Origin of the sequence: Granulibacter bethesdensis CGDNIH1 (assembly GCF_000014285.2) — a bacterium.
GTDB classification, from domain to species: domain Bacteria; phylum Pseudomonadota; class Alphaproteobacteria; order Acetobacterales; family Acetobacteraceae; genus Granulibacter; species Granulibacter bethesdensis.
Map to the genome: position 1 here is coordinate 132,871 of NC_008343.2, position 16,262 is coordinate 149,132.

Genomic DNA, 16,262 nt, shown 5'->3' on the forward strand with positions numbered 1-16,262 from the left:
GATGCGCCGTGTCCTCAAATGGCTTCTCGGGATCGTTCTGACGCTGCTGGCTCTGCCGGTGCTGGCGCTGGTGTTGTTGGTGGCCGGGTTGAATACCGGGATCGGACAGAGACAGGTGGATCGGCTGGCAAACTCCATGACTGGCGGTATGGTCGTGATGCAGGGGTTTGGCGGCAGTTTTCCGGATGGTCTGCGTATAGCCCGTCTGGAACTACATGACGCGAAAGGAACCTGGCTGGAGATCGACCGGCTGGTGCTGGACTGGCGGATTTTGAGGTTGCTGGGGCGGGAGGTCCGGATTGACGTCCTGACTGCCGACCGCATCGCCATTCCCCGTCTGGCGGAGGCCGCATCGGGCGGGGAAGCGACGCCTGCCTCATCGGGGCAAGGTTTTTCGCTGCCGGTGCAGGTTGTGCTGAATCATCTGCGGATCGGCAGGCTGGAGGTTGGCAAACCGGTCGCGGGCACGGCTCTGGTGGCCATGCTGGAAGGGCGGGCAGTAATCCGCAAGCTTGATCTGGCCGCCACAACACCCGACAAAATCGCACAGGCGGATCTGGCGCTCGATGTCCATCGTCTGGATGGACCGGATCAGGGAGCCGACCATTATCATCTGGATGCGGCGGTCGATCAGACCCGTATCGCCGCCCATGTCACCGCGCAGGAGGCAGTGCATGGCCTCATCGCCACCATGGCGGCCCTGCCGGGTGTTCAGGGGATCAACGCCGATATCAAACTCGATGGTCCGTGGCAGGCGGCCCATGTTGCCGCCACTGTCTCGGCCCTGCCGTTACAGGCGGAGGTCAAGGGGACGGTCGATACGCTCGGTCGTTCCGCGCTGCTGGATGTAGACGCTCATGCAGGGGCCATGGAGCCTCGCCCGGATGTGCAATGGCGCTCTGTGACGCTGACGGCGCATGTGGCCGGTCCGTTTCTCAAGCCCGATGCGAAAGCGCATATCGTTTTGAAGGGTTTGAGTGCGGCCGGAGCCTCGTTTTCCGTGCTGACGGCGGATGCCGATGGCAATGCCGGATATGTCACCTTGCGCAGCCGGGTGGATGATCTGAGGATTCCCGGCCCGAAACCGGATCTGTTGGAGGCCGCCCCTCTGTTGCTGGATGCGTCGGTGCGTCTGGATGATCCATCCCGTCCCGTGACGTTCGCACTGTCGCACGCGCTGCTCGCTTTGAAAGGCGATGCACGTACTGCGGGAAAGATGACCGTCCATGCCGCCTTGTCCCTGCCCGATCTGACACCGTTGGCGGCGATTGGCGGGGTCGATCTGAAGGGCGATGCCGCGCTGCAACTTCAGGCGGCGATGGAGGGGGACAAGGCTGATGCCGATCTGAATGGTACCGTATCGGTCACGGGTGGCATGGCCCCCATTCCCGCGTTACTGGGCGAGAAAGCGCGCGTGGCCCTGTCTGCCCATATGGAGGGGCAAGGGGATGGGGAAGGGCGACGTGTCACTCTCTCCAACCTTGCTCTCAATGGCAGGACCTTGTCTGTCGGGGCGAAAGGCGGCCTGAACGGTCAGACTGCGGCACTCGACTGGACCCTCGGGCTGAGCGATCTGCATGCACTGGCGGCGACGCTCAAGGGGAATATGCAGGCGGCTGGCAGCGTGACCGGTCCGACCACCGATCTGACCGCCCATGCCACCGTGGATGGAATCGTGGAGGCGCATCAATCGGGGCAGGAGGTGAAGTCCGGTCCATTGCATCTCGCTCTGGACGCGGTGCATCTGCCTTCGGCACCGGAGGCACATCTGATCGCCACCGGTACGCTGGACAGGGGACCGTTGGCGCTGGATATCAAAGCCGGCCGTCGACCCGATGGAGCGATGCAGGCGTCTATCGGCAAGGCAGACTGGAAATCTCTCCATCTGGATGGGGCCATGGCGCTGGCGGCGGGGGCGAAAATTCCCCATGGCGCGCTGGTGTTGAATTTTGCCAGGCTTGATGATCTTCGACCTCTGCTCGGTCAGCCGATCAGTGGCTCTGTCGCGGCGAAGGCGGATTTTTCAGATGCGCTGGCCACGCTTCATCTGACTGCCACGCGTGCCGGTCTGCCCGGAAAGGCTGCTGTCGCAAAGGCCGATCTGGATGCGACCGTCAAATCGCCTGTCGCTGATCCCGATGTGAATGCCAGGCTGGAGGTGCGCGGTATCGCGGCCAGTGGCATAACCGGTAATGCCAGCCTTTCTGCACAGGGTCGGCAGAGTGCACTGGCTATAAGATTGAACACGGCGCTTAACGGCGTGGTGGGGGCACCGCTTCAGGCCAGCCTGGCGGCGCTGCTGGATGTGCCGGCCGGACAAGTGGCCCTCTCGGCATTGCAGGCCGGCTGGAAAGGTCAGACGGCGCGGCTGCTGGCCCCGGTTCGCATCGGCTACAAGGATGGCGTGACGATGGACCGGCTGCGGCTGGGCGTGGCGCAGGCCGTGCTGGATGTAGCGGGCCGGGCGACGCCGAAGCTCGATCTGCGGGTGGCCCTGACCAATCTGACCGCCGATTTGGCCCGGGTCGTAGCACCGGATGTGAAGGCGGCCGGGCGGCTGGATATGCAGGCGGTTCTGAAGGGAGAACCCGCGCATCCGGCCGGCTCCGCCTCCATCACCGCACGCGGTCTGCGCATGTTGACCGGGGATGCCCGTGCTCTGCCGCCGGCTGAGATCGTGGTGAAAGCCGATATGGATGGCCGCACGGCCCGGATCGATACACGTCTGAATGCTGGTTCCACGACCCTGACGATCGCGGGCACGGTGCCGGAAGCGGCCTCCGGCCCGTTGAATATCGCGGCGCGGGGGAGGGCCGATCTGCGGATTCTCGATCCGATCCTGTCGGCGCAGGGGCGGCGTGTGCAGGGCATGATGATCGTCGATGCAAGGGTGGGTGGCACCATTGCCGCCCCCAATGCCTCCGGCACGGTACGGCTGACGGGTGGCGATGTGCAGGATGTCACACTGGGTCTGCACCTTGCCCGGATCGAGGCCCTTATCAGTGCGGCAGGGGATACGCTGCGCATCGATCAGTTCAGCGCGGGGGCCGGACAAGGCACGCTCAGCCTTGGCGGCTCGGTCGGGATCAAGCCGCCGATGCCGGTCGATCTTACGGTGAAGGCCAGCAACGCCACGCTGATCGCCAGCGATCTGATGACGGAGCGGTTGGATGCCGATCTCACCCTGCGCGGCCAGATGACAAAGGAACTGACAGCCAGTGGTCATATCAAAATCCTGCGCGCCGATATCAGGGTGCCGGAGCATATGCCCTCCAGCGTTGCCGTGCTTGATGTGATCAAACCCGGCCAGAAACCGCCACCGCCACCCACCCCATCCGGTCCCGTGATTCGTCTGGATGTGACGCTCGATGCGCCGGAGCAGATCTTCGTGCGTGGCCGTGGTCTGGATGCGGAGCTGGCCGGGCGGTTGCATCTGCATGGTACGGCGAGCAATCCGCAGACCGATGGCGGTTTTGAATTGCGGCGCGGCCAGTTCAGCGTCGCCGGTACGACGCTGAATTTCACCGAGGGCCGTGTGACCTTCGATGGCAGCACGACCGACCCGGCGCTGGATTTCACGGCCAGCTCCACCTCCGGCAGCGTGACGGCCAGCCTGCATGTGGGCGGTCATGCCAGCGATCCGAAAATCACCCTCTCCAGCCAGCCCGAACTGCCGCAGGATGAAGTCCTGGCCCGGCTGCTGTTCCAATCCAGCATGGCCAGCCTGTCCCCGTTCCAGATGGCGGAAATCGCGGCGGCGCTGGCACAGTTGAGCGGTGCGACGGGGGGTGGTGATCCGTTGAACTCGGTGCGCAGTGCGCTGGGGCTGGACCGGCTGTCGGTCGGCGGAGGCTCTCAGAACGGGGCCACCACGCCGAATAGCCGTACCAATCAGGGACCCTCGGTCGAGGCGGGTAAATACGTTGCGCGGGGCATTTATGTCGGTGCCAAGCAGAGTGTGGGTGGCCCAAACAGCGTCAGCGCGGCAGAGGTGCAGATCGACCTGACCCGCAGATTGAAGCTGAAGGCCGATGCCGGTTCGGGGCCGGGAGCCAATGCGGTCGGTCTGTCCTACGGGTTCGATTACTGATCCCGATGCGCTGACGACTCGTTCTGACCGGCAGCAATCTGGATGATAGAACGGCCAGCCTGATTCCGCCTTCTGTCGATCCGGCCTACACTGTCCCGGTACAGCAAACGGGACCGGATCGACGGTGGTGACAGTCTTGAGGCGGATGGGTCTGTGGCTTGCGGGCATTGCTCTGTTGATAGGGGTGGCCCTGCCAGCACAGGCGGCGGAGGGGGGCGGCAAGGATACGGACTGGCCGCATCCTCTGGGTGGCGATCATGCCCGGCGATACAGCGCACTGACACAGATCAACCGGCAGACCGTGAAGCGTCTGCGCCCGGTCTGGAGCTTTTCGACCGGTGTGCTGCGGGGTCATGAGGGCGGGCCGTTGGTGGTGGGGGATACGATGTATGTCCACACCCCCTTTCCAAACCGGCTGTTCGCGCTGGATCTGAACGATGACGGGCGCATCCGCTGGAGCTACACGCCGGTGCAGGATCCGGCCGTGATCGGGATCATGTGCTGCGACACGGTCAATCGCGGCCCTGCCTATGCGGATGGCCGCCTGTTCCTGCATCTGGCGGATACGAGTCTGGTGGCGCTGGATGCCCGGACCGGCAAGGAGTTGTGGAAGATCAGGGACGGTGATCCGGCCAAAGGGGAAACCGGCACGTCCGCCCCCCTCGTGGCCGGTGATCTGGTGCTGGTCGGCAATAGCGGGGGCGAGTTCGGCGTGCGCGGCCATATGACGGCCTATGCGGTCAAGGATGGGCATCGCGTCTGGCGCGCCTACGCGGTGGGGCCGGATAGCGACACGCTGATGGATCCTCTGCACACCACGCAGATGGGCCAGCCGGTCGGTGCAAATTCTTCGCTGTCGTCATGGAGCGGGGATGCATGGAAACTGGGAGGCGGCCCGTCCTGGGGCTGGATTTCCTACGATCCGGCGCTGGACCTGATCTATTACGGCACCGGCAATCCGGGGGTGTGGAATCCGCTGCAACGGCCGGGCGACAATCGCTGGGCCATGAGTGTCTTTGCGCGGGATCGCAAAACCGGGATCGCGAAATGGGTCTATCAGTTCACCCCGCATGATGCCTGGGATTATGACGGGATCAACGAGATGATCCTCGCCGATATTCCCGTGAACGGGCGGCAGACAAAGGCGCTGGTGCATTTCGATCGTAACGGCTTTGCCTATGTGCTGGATCGGGTCAGCGGCATGCTGCTTCAGGCAAAGCCGTTCGATCCATCGCTGAACTGGGCGAAAGAAATCGACCTCTCAACCGGAAAGCCGGTGCGTAACCCCCGCTATGAGCCGAAGGAGGAAGATAAAGCGACCAAAGGCATCTGTCCCAGTTCTCTGGGCGCGAAAAACGAACAGCCGGCTGCTTTCTCACCGCAGGCTGGGCTGTTTCTGGTACCGGTCAACCGCATCTGTATGGATGAGGAACCGTTTCGCGTCTCCTATCAGGCCGGGCAGCCTTATGTAGGGGCAAACCTGACCCTGTATCCCCCACCTTCTTCCCCGCTGGGGACGAAAGATCTCGGCGCGTTCATCGGCTATGATGCCGGTCAGGGCCGGATCGTCTGGACGGATGCGGAGCCTTTCTCCGTCTGGTCCGGGGCGCTGGCGACGGCGGGAGGCGTGGCGTTTTACGGAACGCTGGAAGGCTGGCTCAAGGCGGTGGATGTGAAGGATGGTTCTTTGCTCTGGCAATATAAAACCCCGTCCGGGATTATCGGCAACGTCATGACCTATCGCCATCACGGTCGTCAGTATGTCGCGGTGCTGTCCGGTGTCGGCGGCTGGGCCGGCATCGGTCTGGCTGAGGGGCTGGGGACGGAGGATAGCGAAGGCACCGGGGCTGCCGTGCTGAACCGTGCCCTGAACAATTATACAAGGCTTGGCGGTGTTCTGACGGTTTTCGGTCTGCCGTGACGGGCATGTCCCCCCGACATCCGGGTCGTCTGGATAAAACGGGCTGGATCGGGTTGATCCTGCTGGGGGCGATCGTGCTGTCGGCTGTTTTCGCGCCCTGGTTATCCCCTTATCCGCCTGAATTGCAGCTTTCCGACGGGCTGGATGCTGATGGGGCGCCGCTGCCGCCCTGCTGGCGCTTTCCGTTGGGGACGGATCTGCTGGGGCGGGATGTGCTGTCCCGGCTGTTATGGGGCGGGCGGGATGCGCTGCTGATCGGTGGGGTGGCCAATACCGTTGCTGTCATGACCGGAACCCTCATCGGGATGTGTGCCGCCATGGCGACAGGACGTGTGGGGGGCTGGATCGGGGCCGGGCTGATGCGGCTGACCGATCTGGTGGCCTCGATCCCTGTGCTGCTGCTGGCGGTAACGGTTTCGGCGGTGCTGCGCCCCTCTATCTGGGTGGTGATGCTGGTGGTGGCGCTGGCAGGATGGGCGCCGGTCGCAAGGGTGATTTATGTTGAAACCTCCGGCCTGTCCGCGCGCCTGCATGTGCGGGCGGCCCGTGCTTTGGGGGTGGGCTGGGGAAGGATCGTGCTGCGGCATATCCTGCCGTTGCTCGGGCCGGTGATTGTGGTCTGGGGTACGCTCGGGATCGCAGGCTCGGTATTGCTGGAAGCGACATTATCCTATCTCGGGGCCGGCGTGCAGCCGCCTGAAGCATCCTGGGGCAGCATCATCAATGAAAATCAGGCCTATCTGCTGATTGCGCCATGGCTGGTCTTTGCACCGGGTGGAGCGATCCTGCTGCTGGCGGCAGGGGCGAATTTGACCGGCTCCGCGCTGAAGCGCCGCTGGATGCCGGGTGGGACGGAGCAGGATACCCTGTGAGCCTGTTCATCCTCCGGCGGCTGGTACAGGCCGCGTTGACCTTGCTGGGGGTGGCGGCGCTGGCCTTCCTGCTGATCCATCTGATGCCGGCGGATCAGGCCCGCAGCGTGGCCGGACGCTCGGCAACGCTGGAGCAGGTGGCGAGGATCCGTCACGCCATGGGGTTGGACCGGTCGCTGATGGCGCAATTCTCCGGCTGGATCGGCGGGTTGGTAAAGGGTGATCTGGGGCAGTCGCTGGTGCAGCGTGTCCCGGTGGCGCTGCTGATCGGGGAGCGCCTGCCGGCCACTTTTTCTCTGCTGGTGGGGGCCGTGCTGGCGGAGATTGCGATCGGCCTTCCTGCCGGTCTGCTGGCGGCTCGCGCTCCGGGCCGGTGGCTGGACCGGATGGTGATGGGTGGATCGGTGATCGGCGTTTCGCTGCCGCCTTTCGTTGTGGCGCTGGGGATGTTGATGTTGTTCTCGGTCTGGCTCGGCTGGTTTCCGATCGGTGGGTATGGGGGTGTACGGCACTGGGTGCTGCCCTCCGTGACGCTCGGCCTGCTGGGGGCGGGGTGGTATGCCCGGATGGTCCGGGCTGCCGCGTTGAATGTGGTCGCCGCTGATTACATCCGCACGGCCCGTGCCAAAGGGGCGGGAGAAACCCGGATCATGATCCATCATGTGCTGCGGAATGCCGCTTTGCCGATATTGGCGCTGGCGGGGACCGATATCGCAGGGTTCCTGTCCGGGGCGGTGGTGGTGGAAAGCGTGTTTGGCTGGCCGGGCATGGGGCAACTGGTGTGGCAGGCAATCCCGTTGCTGGATGTTCCGGTGATTCTGGGGGTGACGATGGTGGCGGCGGCCGGAGTGGTGCTGACCAGCCTGCTGGTCGATCTTCTGGCCCCGCTGATCGATCCGCGCATAGGGCTGCCGCGATGATGCTGACCCGCCGTGCCTGCCTGTCGGTCACCGGTCTGGCCGGTACGGCCGCTCTGGTCGGGCCGGACCGGCCCTATGCGGCTGCTTCTCCCCGCCATGGGGGAACGCTGACCATCGCGTTTCGCGATGATATTGCCACGCTGGATCCGGCCATCGGCTATGATTTCCAGAACTGGGCCCTGATTCGTGCCCTGTTCTGCGGCCTGATGGATTACGAGCCGGGCACCACCACACTGCGTCCTGGTCTGGCAGAGACTGTTTCCCTGTCGCCGGATGCGCGGGTCTATCGTTTTACCCTGCGGCGGGGGTTGCGGTTTCACCATGGCCGGGAGGTCACGGCGGCGGATGTCGTCTACTCGCTTCGCCGCACCATCCATCCGGCGACGCAAAGCCCGGGTCAGAGTTTCTACGCCGCTATCGAAGGTTTCGGCCCCTTCGTTGCCGGAGAAACGCAGGAACTACCCGGTCTCTCCGCACCTGATCCGCATACGGTGGTGATCCGGCTCTCCCGACCTTATGCGCCGTTCCTGCATGCGTTGGCGCTGAATTTTGCTTCGGTGGTGCCACGGGACATGGTGGAGCGGTACGGTGCGGATTTCGGCCGTCATCCCGTGGGCTGCGGCGCTTTTCGTTTCGACACATGGCGCATTGGCCAGAGCGTCGTGCTGCGCCGTTACGAGGCGTATTACGAACCGGGTCTGCCCTATCTCGACCGGATCATCGCCGAAATAGGGCAGGAGCCTCTGACGGCCATGCTGCGGCTGGAACGCGGCGAGATCGACGTGGTGGGCGACGGTATTCCCCCGGCCAGGCTGAATGCGATCCGGCGTGATCCGCGTTTTCAGGGGCTGATCGGCATCCGGCCGAGACTGGCGACGACCTATCTGGCCATGAATGTGACCAGGCCGCCTTTCGATACGCTGCGGGTCCGCCAGGCCGTGGCCCATGCGATCGACAAGAGCCGCATCGTGCGGCTGATCAATGGTCGTGGCGCGCCGACCGACCAGATTTTCCCGCGTGGTCTGCCCGGATATGATCCCTCATTCTCCGGGCCTGCTTACGATCCGGCGCGGGCGCGGAGCCTGTTGCGGGAAGCGGGCTGGAAGGATGGATTTCAGACGGACCTCATGACCGCCGCCACCGATCCCAACCCGCGTATTGCGCAGGCCCTGCAACAGGATCTGGAGGCCATTGGTATCCGGGCTTCCCTGCGCGTGCTGGCCCGTCCCGCGATGATCGAGGCCGCCTGTTCCGGGACCGGTGCACCGCTGATCTGGTCGGGTGATACCGGATGGAGTGCCGATTTTCCTGATCCATCGGATTTTTATGGGCCGATCCTGTCGGTGGCGGCCTTTGCACCGGGTGGATGGAACTGGGCCAGATATCGCAATGCCGGCATTGACGCTCTCGCGGCGGAGGCGGATGCCATGGCGGCCCCATTGCAAGCTGCGGCAAGGCTGAAAAGATGGCAGGCGATTCAGGCGGCCATTCTGGCCGATCAGCCCTGGGTGCCGCTTTATAATCCGCTGTTTTTCGTGCCGCATACGGCCCGTATTCAGGGGGCAGAGGCCCTGTTCACCGATCCGGTGGTGACGCCGGTGAACTTCATGCATGTCTATGTGGTTGAGGGCTGACAGGATGCCTGAACGGAGAAACCGGATGATACGTGGTGCCTATGTTTTCAGCGGATTGGTCGTGGCGGCTGCCACCCTTGTGGCAAGTGCCGTTTCGGCCCAGACGCGGATCGGGTCGATCAATACGAGCTTTCGCTGGCTGGGGCCGGATGACAGGATCATTGTCGAGCGTTTCGATGATCCGAAAGTGCAGGGCGTTTCCTGCTATCTGTCACGTGCAGCGACTGGCGGGATGAAAGGCTGGGTCGGGTTGGCCGAGGATCCCAGCCGTTTTTCGGTCGCCTGCCAGCGCACCGGCCATGTCACGCTGCCGCCGGATCTTCCGAAGCAGGAGACGGTGGCGTTCGTCTCCTCCTCCCTGTTTTTCAAATCGTTCCAGATCATCAGGCTGGTCGATCCTGACCGGCCGGTGCTGGTTTATACCGTGGTCAGTACGAAACTGGTGAAAGGATCGCCCTTCAATGCGATTTCCGTGGTCGGGCTGGACGGGCCGTAACGCCCTCCCTCAGCCGACCAGCGCCCGGATGGCATCGTGGTAGGCGGGGGCGGCCCAGTTCGTTCCCCCCTCCAGCCGGGCGCGCTCCCGGCCCTGCCGGTCGATGATCAGTGTGGTGGGGATTCCGCGCAGCTTCAGTGCGGTCTGGGCTTCCCCATCATGATCCAGCCATGTGCCGAGATGGACGATGCCGTGCTTGCGGTAGAAACTATCCACCGCCTGCACGCCGCCCTGATCGGCGGAGAGCGGCAGCACGACGATCCCCTCATCTTTCACTGCGGCGGCAAGCTGATCCAGCGAGGGCATTTCCGCAACGCAGGGCGCACACCATGTGGCCCACAAATTCAGCACTACGCCCTTGCCGCTGAAATAGGCCATGCTGCGTGTATCACCCATGGCGTCGGTAAAGCGGAAGGCGGGCAGCCTGGCAGGCGGGTCGACCGGTTTCAGCCCGTGCGGCAGTTCCCCTATTGTTGCGCCGCTGGCTTGTGACAGAGCCAGTTTGCGCCCCATGACGCCGCCCGCTAGGGTGCCGCCAATGGCCGCCAGCATCGTGCGGCGGGTTTTTAAATGCTTGCTGACAGGCATGACGACAGGCCTTCCTTCATGACGAACGATCAGACGACCACCACCGGCGATTCAGGGCAGAGATCAGCCAATATGCAATGGGGCGGACGCTTTGCTGCCGGTCCTGCCGCGATCATGCAAGAGATCAATGCGTCGATCGGTTTCGATCAGAAATTGTGGCGGCAGGATATTCGCGGCTCCATGGCGCATGCGGCGATGCTCGCTCATGTGGGTATCATATCCGGGGAAGACGCGCAGGTCATCCGCTCAGGTCTTGAGCGAATCGCTGCCGAGATCGAGGAAGGACAATTCACTTTTTCCGTCGCACTGGAAGATATTCACATGAATATCGAAGCCCGGTTGACCGAGCGGATCGGTGAGGCCGGGAAGCGCCTGCACACCGCACGCAGCCGTAATGATCAGGTTGCGACCGATTTTCGTCTTTGGATCAGGGATGCGATTGACGGGCTGGATGCGCAGCTGGCCGATCTGATGCGGGCGCTGGTCGCACGCGCCACCGACCATGCGGCGGACCCGATGCCGGGCTTCACCCATCTTCAGACCGCACAGCCGGTGACGTTCGGCCATCACCTGCTGGCCTATGTCGAAATGCTGGCACGGGATCGCGGTCGTCTGGCCGATGCACGTAAACGCCTGAATGAATGTCCGCTCGGCTCGGCGGCGCTGGCGGGAACGTCCTTCCCGATCGACCGCCGCATGACTGCCGCGGCGCTGGGCTTCGACCGGCCGACGCGCAATTCGCTGGATGCGGTGTCGGATCGTGATTTCGCGCTGGAGTTTTTATCGGCAGCCTCCATTTCCTCGATGCATCTGTCGCGTCTGGCCGAGGAAATCGTCATCTGGTGCAGTGCGCCCTGGCGGTTCGTCTCTCTGTCCGATGCGTATACTACGGGCAGTTCCATCATGCCGCAAAAGCGCAATCCGGATGCGGCGGAGCTGGTCCGCGCCAAGGTCGGCCGTGTGATGGGTGATCTGATCGGCCTGATGACGGTGATGAAGGGCCTGCCGTTGGCCTATGCCAAGGACACGCAGGAGGATAAGGAGCCGGTGTTCGATGCGGCGGAAGCCTGGACATTATCCCTTGCCGCCATGGCCGGGATGGTGCGGGACATGACCCCGAATACTGATCGCATGCGTTTCTTCGCCGGCAGCGGCTTTGCCACTGCGACCGATCTGGCCGATTACCTCGTGCGGGCGCTGCATCTGCCGTTCCGTACCGCGCATCACGTCACCGGGCGTCTGGTGGCGAAAGCGGAGGCAAAGGGAATCGACCTTGCCGAGCTGTCACTGGAAGAGATGCGGGAAGAAGAACCAGCCATCGGCGAGGATGTGTTTTCCGTGCTGACGGTCGATGCCTCCATTGCTTCGCGTCGAAGCGAAGGCGGCACCGCACCGGAAAATGTCGCGCAGCAGGCCGCATGGTGGCGGGATCAGTTGAAGGAGACGGCTTGATGACCTGTTTGCGGGCATTTTCCCTGATGGTACTGCTGCTGGGTCTGGGGTTCGGCCTGACGGCCTGCGGCAAGCGTGGTGCTCCGTCCCCACCCGGGCCGCCGGACCAGATTACATATCCCCATACCTACCCGAGCCGCTGACCAGGGAATTGCTGTGATGGACATGCATGTGACGGATACGGACCGACCGGACCCTTCGGTGATGGAACTCATTGCCGCACGCCCGAGCCTTTCCATGCATGCGATGGATGGATTGCTGCTGGATGATGTGCCGCTGAATGCCATTGCCGATGCTCAGGGCACGCCGTGCTGGGTCTACTCGGCGGGGACGTTCCGCCGGCGTTACCGGCTGTTGCGTGATGCGCTGGCGGAGGCAGGGATCGCGCCGCATATCCATTTCGCCGTGAAGGCCAATGACCATCTTGCCGTGCTGCGTCTGCTCGGCAATGAGGGGGCGGGCGCGGATGTGGTCAGTGGCGGCGAACTCAGCCGTGCGCGGGCCGCTGGCATTCCGGGGGAGCGGATCGTGTTCTCCGGTGTTGGCAAGACCGCGGCAGAGCTGACACTGGCTCTGTCCGAAGGGATCGCCCAGATCAATGTGGAGAGCGCGGAGGAGCTGGAGATGCTCTCCGCCATTGCCTGCGGTATGGGCCGCACGGCGCGGATCGCGCTGCGGGTCAATCCGGATGTGGATGCCGGTACGCACCCCAAGATTACGACAGGTCTGGCCGATAACAAATTCGGCATTCAGGCCGGGGATGTGCCTGCCCTGTATGCGCGGGCTGCGTCCCTGCCTGGGATCGAACCGGTCGGCCTCGCTATGCATATCGGCAGCCAGATCAATGTCATGACCCCCTTCCTGGCCGCATTCCGCCGTATGGCGATTCTGGTGCAGGCGCTGCGGGATCAGGGATTGACAGTCAGGCTGGTGGATTGTGGGGGTGGTCTGGGGATCGATTATCGCGGCGATGTCACCTCCACCCCGGCGGCGCTGGCTGGGGCGATGAAGGCAGAGCTGGGCGGTCTGGACGTGCAGCTGGTGCTGGAGCCGGGGCGCTGGCTGGCCGGTCCTGCCGGTGTGCTGCTGTCCAGCGTCGTCCTGGTGAAGCAGTCCCGTCCGCGTCCTTTCGTGGTGCTGGATGCGGCGATGAACGATCTGCTGCGGCCCTCCCTGTATGAGGCATGGCACGGAATCGTGCCCTTATCCGCGGTTGAGGCCGCGCATATGCCGATCGACTGCGATGTGGTGGGTCCGGTCTGTGAAACCGGTGATACCTTTGCGCGGTCGCGGTCGCTGCCGCCGCTTCAGGGCGGCAGCCGGGTCGCAATTCTGGAGGCGGGGGCTTACGGTGCGGTGATGAGCTCCACATATAATGCCAGACCACTGGCGGCTCAGGTGCTGGTTGATGATGGGCACTGGGCGGTGATCCGCCCGCGTCAGACGGTCGATGCGTTGTGGCGTGATGAGGTGATTCCACCGCATCTCACCCGGCAGGGCTGACAGCAACCCGCAACAGGCAACGGAGGGGCAGCCGTATGGAGTATCGGGCCGGATGACGGCGGAGAATCCTTCCACGCTTCCTCCAATACTTGCGCAGCGGCGGCGGCAGGCATTGCGCGTGCTGCGCCTGGAGCGGTTCTGCCGTGCCGCCTGGCCGCTTCTGCCTGCCACCGGCTTATTTATCAGCCTTGTTTTGCTGGATGTCTGGACGTGGCTGCCGCCATGGCCGCATCTGATTCTGCTGATCGTATTCTGGGCCGGGCTTGGCATCTGGATTGTATGGCGGTGGCGGGTTCTGCCGAAGCCGCTCCGGACCGATGCCGACCGGCGGCTGGAGCAGGATGCCGGACTGGTCCATCGCCCTTTAGCCACGCTGGATGACCGGCCTGCCCGGGGCAGTTCCCCCATGGCGCAGGCTTTATGGCAGGCCCATACACACTTTGTGCTGGATCAGGTGCGGACACTCCGCCCGGCGGTGCTACGTCCCGGCATTGCTGGCAGGGATTGTTTCGCCCTGCGGGCCTTGTCGGTGATTGTATTGGCGGCATTGGGGGTCAGTGCCGGGGGAGATTTTTCCACTCGGCTGGCGCATGCACTCTGGCCGGTTCTGCCCCCTGCGCCATCCGTTCCGGGGCCAGTGGTGCAGGCATGGATTACGCCGCCCGCCTATACCGGACTACCTCCGATCTTCCTGCATGGCGAAACCGATGCGGCGCATCATCCTTACGTGGTTCCGATCAGTTCAGTGCTGTCTCTGACCGTCTCCGGTCTCGATACGCCGCCGGGGCTGGAACTGGATGGTCACAGGACCCTTCTGCCCCGTCTGGCCAAGGGCAGTTTTCAGGCCAGCATTCCGTTGGGGCAGCAGGCTGTCCGCCCTGATGCACCTCTGACATTGCGAGCGGGCGGCGGGGCTGTGCTTGCTACATGGCGCATCAGAATGGTGGCCGATGCGCCCCCGCAAGTCACTTTTACCGCGCTGCCGGAAAAGGCGGTGCATGGCTATGCGGTGCGTATTCCGTGGCAGGCACGGGACGATTACGGCATCGCCGGAGTGAGCGCGGTTCTGCGTCTGACTGAACGGCCTGATCTGCCTCCGGTGACTGTGCCGTTGCCGGTTCCAGCCGGACATCCGCGTGTAGCGGGAGGCGCGACGGAGAGCGATCTGACTGCCAATCCATGGGCCGGGCTGCCGGTGACCCTGACTCTGACGGCAAATGATACGGCGGGACAGACCGGTCAGTCGGAGCCTGTGTCATTGATTTTGCCGCAGAAGCCGTTCCGTCATCCGCTGGCAAGAGCATTGCTGTCGATCCGTCAGTCTCTGGCACGCCGGCCGGAAGACCGGCGTAACGCCGTTGGTGCGCTGGCGGAGCTGGGGGCTCAGCCCGATATTCTGGCTGATGATCCAGGAGGATACCTCAATCTGCGCGCCATTACGTCGGAGCTGGCCCGCAACATTTCCGCCTCTGCGATCAACGATGCGCTTAACCGGTTGTGGCTGCTGGCCCTGCATATCGAGGAAGGGGGCGCCGAGCGTACGGCCCGCGCTCTGTCCGCGGCCCGCCAGGAACTGCGGGAGGCGCTGAATCAGCAAAAAAACGGCGCGCCCCCGGATCAGCGTGAGATGCAGCGGCTGATGAGCCAGCTTGAACGCGCCCTGTCCGATCATCTGAAGCAGATGGCGGAGCAGGCGAGCCGGGAAGCGGCAACACCCGTCCCGGAGGACCGGAACGCCTCCCTGATGGACCGTCTGCGCAAACTGGACGAGCAGATGCGGCAGGCTTTGAAAGAGGGCCGGATGGAGGATGCCCGCCGCGCCATGGCGTCGCTGGATCGCGCTCTGGACCGGTTGCAGCATGCAAAGCCGTTAACGGCTGAACAGAAGGCGCGCCGGGCGAAGCAGCAGCAGGCCAGACGGCAGGCGCAGGAACAGATGAAAGCGTTGCAGGATCTGACCCGCCGGCAGGCCGGATTACTGGATAATGCACAGAAGCGTGCTGAGGCGGCTCAGCAGGATGCCCCGCGCTTTCCGGATTTCGGCCCGGAGAATGATCCTGATGACGGGCCGCCCGATCAGCAGGGGCAGGGAGGCAGTCAATCTCAATCGGGACAACCTCCCTCAGGACAACCGGGCCAGCAGGGCGGACGGGCTGATCCGGCAGAGGCCTTGCGAAAAGCGGATGAGACCACCCAGCAGGATGTGCGCCACAAACTGGCCGATCTGATGCAGCAGCTGAGTGAAAAAGGTGGGCAGATTCCACGCGGGATGGCGCAGGCTGATGCTGCGATGCGCGAGGCGATCGAAGCAATGCGCCGTGGCCGTGACGATCAGACGGTCGATGCGGAACGGCGGGCGCTCCAGAAACTGGCGGAGGGCCAGCAGGACATCAATCGCCAGCAGCAGGCCAATAAAGGTGGCCGACCCGGTCAGGATCAGGGCGGAGAGGAACAGGAGGATGGCGATGAGGATGGGGTGACGCTCGGCGCCCCCTCTCAAGGCCAGCGCCGGGAGTCGGATGGCGGGCAAACGCCCGGCGAACAGGCCGGTGACAATGACAGTGATGGGGCGGGTGATCAGCATGATCGGCGCGATCCATTCGGACGCAGCCGCTCCGTGGGATCGGCTGCGGGGGATGAGAATGGCGACGATGTCCGCCTGCCCGGGCAGATGGAGCCGATGCGCAGCCGGGATGTGCAGCAGGAATTGCGCCGCCGCGGTGCCGAGCGTAACCGCCCGCAGGAGGAACTGGATTATATCGACCGGTTGTTGCAGCAGTTTTGAT

Annotated in this window: 11 protein-coding genes; 10 read left to right on the forward strand and 1 reads right to left on the reverse strand. The window is 63.8% G+C overall.

The annotated features are described in order from the left end of the window. Position 1: 1 nt before the first annotated feature. The 6 genes from GBCGDNIH1_RS12975 to GBCGDNIH1_RS13000 all read left to right on the forward strand — a co-directional run bounded on the left by GBCGDNIH1_RS12975 (position 2) and on the right by GBCGDNIH1_RS13000 (position 9,933). On the forward strand, positions 2-4,090 hold the full coding sequence (locus GBCGDNIH1_RS12975) for a translocation/assembly module TamB domain-containing protein (RefSeq protein ID WP_011630829.1): 4,089 nt from the start codon (positions 2-4) through the stop codon (positions 4,088-4,090). Between the two features lie 127 nt (positions 4,091-4,217). After that, positions 4,218-6,011 carry a methanol/ethanol family PQQ-dependent dehydrogenase gene (locus tag GBCGDNIH1_RS12980; protein WP_269766039.1) on the forward strand — a complete coding sequence of 598 codons (1,794 nt, stop codon included), beginning with the start codon at positions 4,218-4,220 and terminating at the stop codon, positions 6,009-6,011. A gap of 5 nt (positions 6,012-6,016) precedes the next feature. Beyond that, positions 6,017-6,883, forward strand: a complete 867-nt coding sequence (locus GBCGDNIH1_RS12985; protein ID WP_125910954.1) for an ABC transporter permease — start codon at positions 6,017-6,019, stop codon at positions 6,881-6,883. Further along, positions 6,880-7,803 carry an ABC transporter permease gene (locus GBCGDNIH1_RS12990; RefSeq protein ID WP_011630832.1) on the forward strand — a complete coding sequence of 308 codons (924 nt, stop codon included), beginning with the start codon at positions 6,880-6,882 and terminating at the stop codon, positions 7,801-7,803. The genes GBCGDNIH1_RS12985 and GBCGDNIH1_RS12990 overlap by 4 nt, the downstream gene beginning before the upstream one ends. Beyond that, complete coding sequence (locus tag GBCGDNIH1_RS12995; protein ID WP_011630833.1) at positions 7,800-9,437, forward strand: ABC transporter substrate-binding protein; 1,638 nt, start codon at positions 7,800-7,802, stop codon at positions 9,435-9,437. Before GBCGDNIH1_RS12990 ends, GBCGDNIH1_RS12995 begins: the two co-directional genes overlap by 4 nt. Positions 9,438-9,462: 25 nt before the next feature. Next, on the forward strand, positions 9,463-9,933 hold the full coding sequence (locus GBCGDNIH1_RS13000) for a CreA family protein (protein WP_011630834.1): 471 nt from the start codon (positions 9,463-9,465) through the stop codon (positions 9,931-9,933). Positions 9,934-9,942: 9 nt separating this feature from the next. Here GBCGDNIH1_RS13000 and GBCGDNIH1_RS13005 read toward each other — a convergent pair whose 3' ends face one another. After that, positions 9,943-10,521, reverse strand: coding sequence for a TlpA disulfide reductase family protein (locus tag GBCGDNIH1_RS13005; protein WP_011630835.1), 579 nt, complete (start codon positions 10,519-10,521; stop codon positions 9,943-9,945). 18 nt (positions 10,522-10,539) lie between these two features. Between GBCGDNIH1_RS13005 and argH the strand changes: the two genes are divergently transcribed. Genes argH through GBCGDNIH1_RS13020 form a run of 4 tightly spaced genes read left to right on the forward strand, consistent with a single transcriptional unit; the run spans position 10,540 to position 16,261 of the window. Then, the gene (gene argH, locus GBCGDNIH1_RS13010; protein ID WP_025317997.1) at positions 10,540-11,973 is read left to right on the forward strand and encodes an argininosuccinate lyase; all 1,434 of its coding nucleotides are present in this window, start codon (positions 10,540-10,542) and stop codon (positions 11,971-11,973) included. Then, positions 11,973-12,116 carry a hypothetical protein gene (locus GBCGDNIH1_RS24940; RefSeq protein ID WP_164504075.1) on the forward strand — a complete coding sequence of 48 codons (144 nt, stop codon included), beginning with the start codon at positions 11,973-11,975 and terminating at the stop codon, positions 12,114-12,116. The genes argH and GBCGDNIH1_RS24940 overlap by 1 nt, the downstream gene beginning before the upstream one ends. A gap of 22 nt (positions 12,117-12,138) precedes the next feature. Then, positions 12,139-13,476: a diaminopimelate decarboxylase gene (gene lysA, locus GBCGDNIH1_RS13015; RefSeq protein ID WP_043452584.1), complete on the forward strand. Its 1,338-nt coding sequence runs from the start codon at positions 12,139-12,141 to the stop codon at positions 13,474-13,476. 52 nt (positions 13,477-13,528) lie between these two features. Beyond that, positions 13,529-16,261: a DUF4175 domain-containing protein gene (locus tag GBCGDNIH1_RS13020; RefSeq protein ID WP_011630838.1), complete on the forward strand. Its 2,733-nt coding sequence runs from the start codon at positions 13,529-13,531 to the stop codon at positions 16,259-16,261. Position 16,262 lies beyond the last annotated feature (1 nt).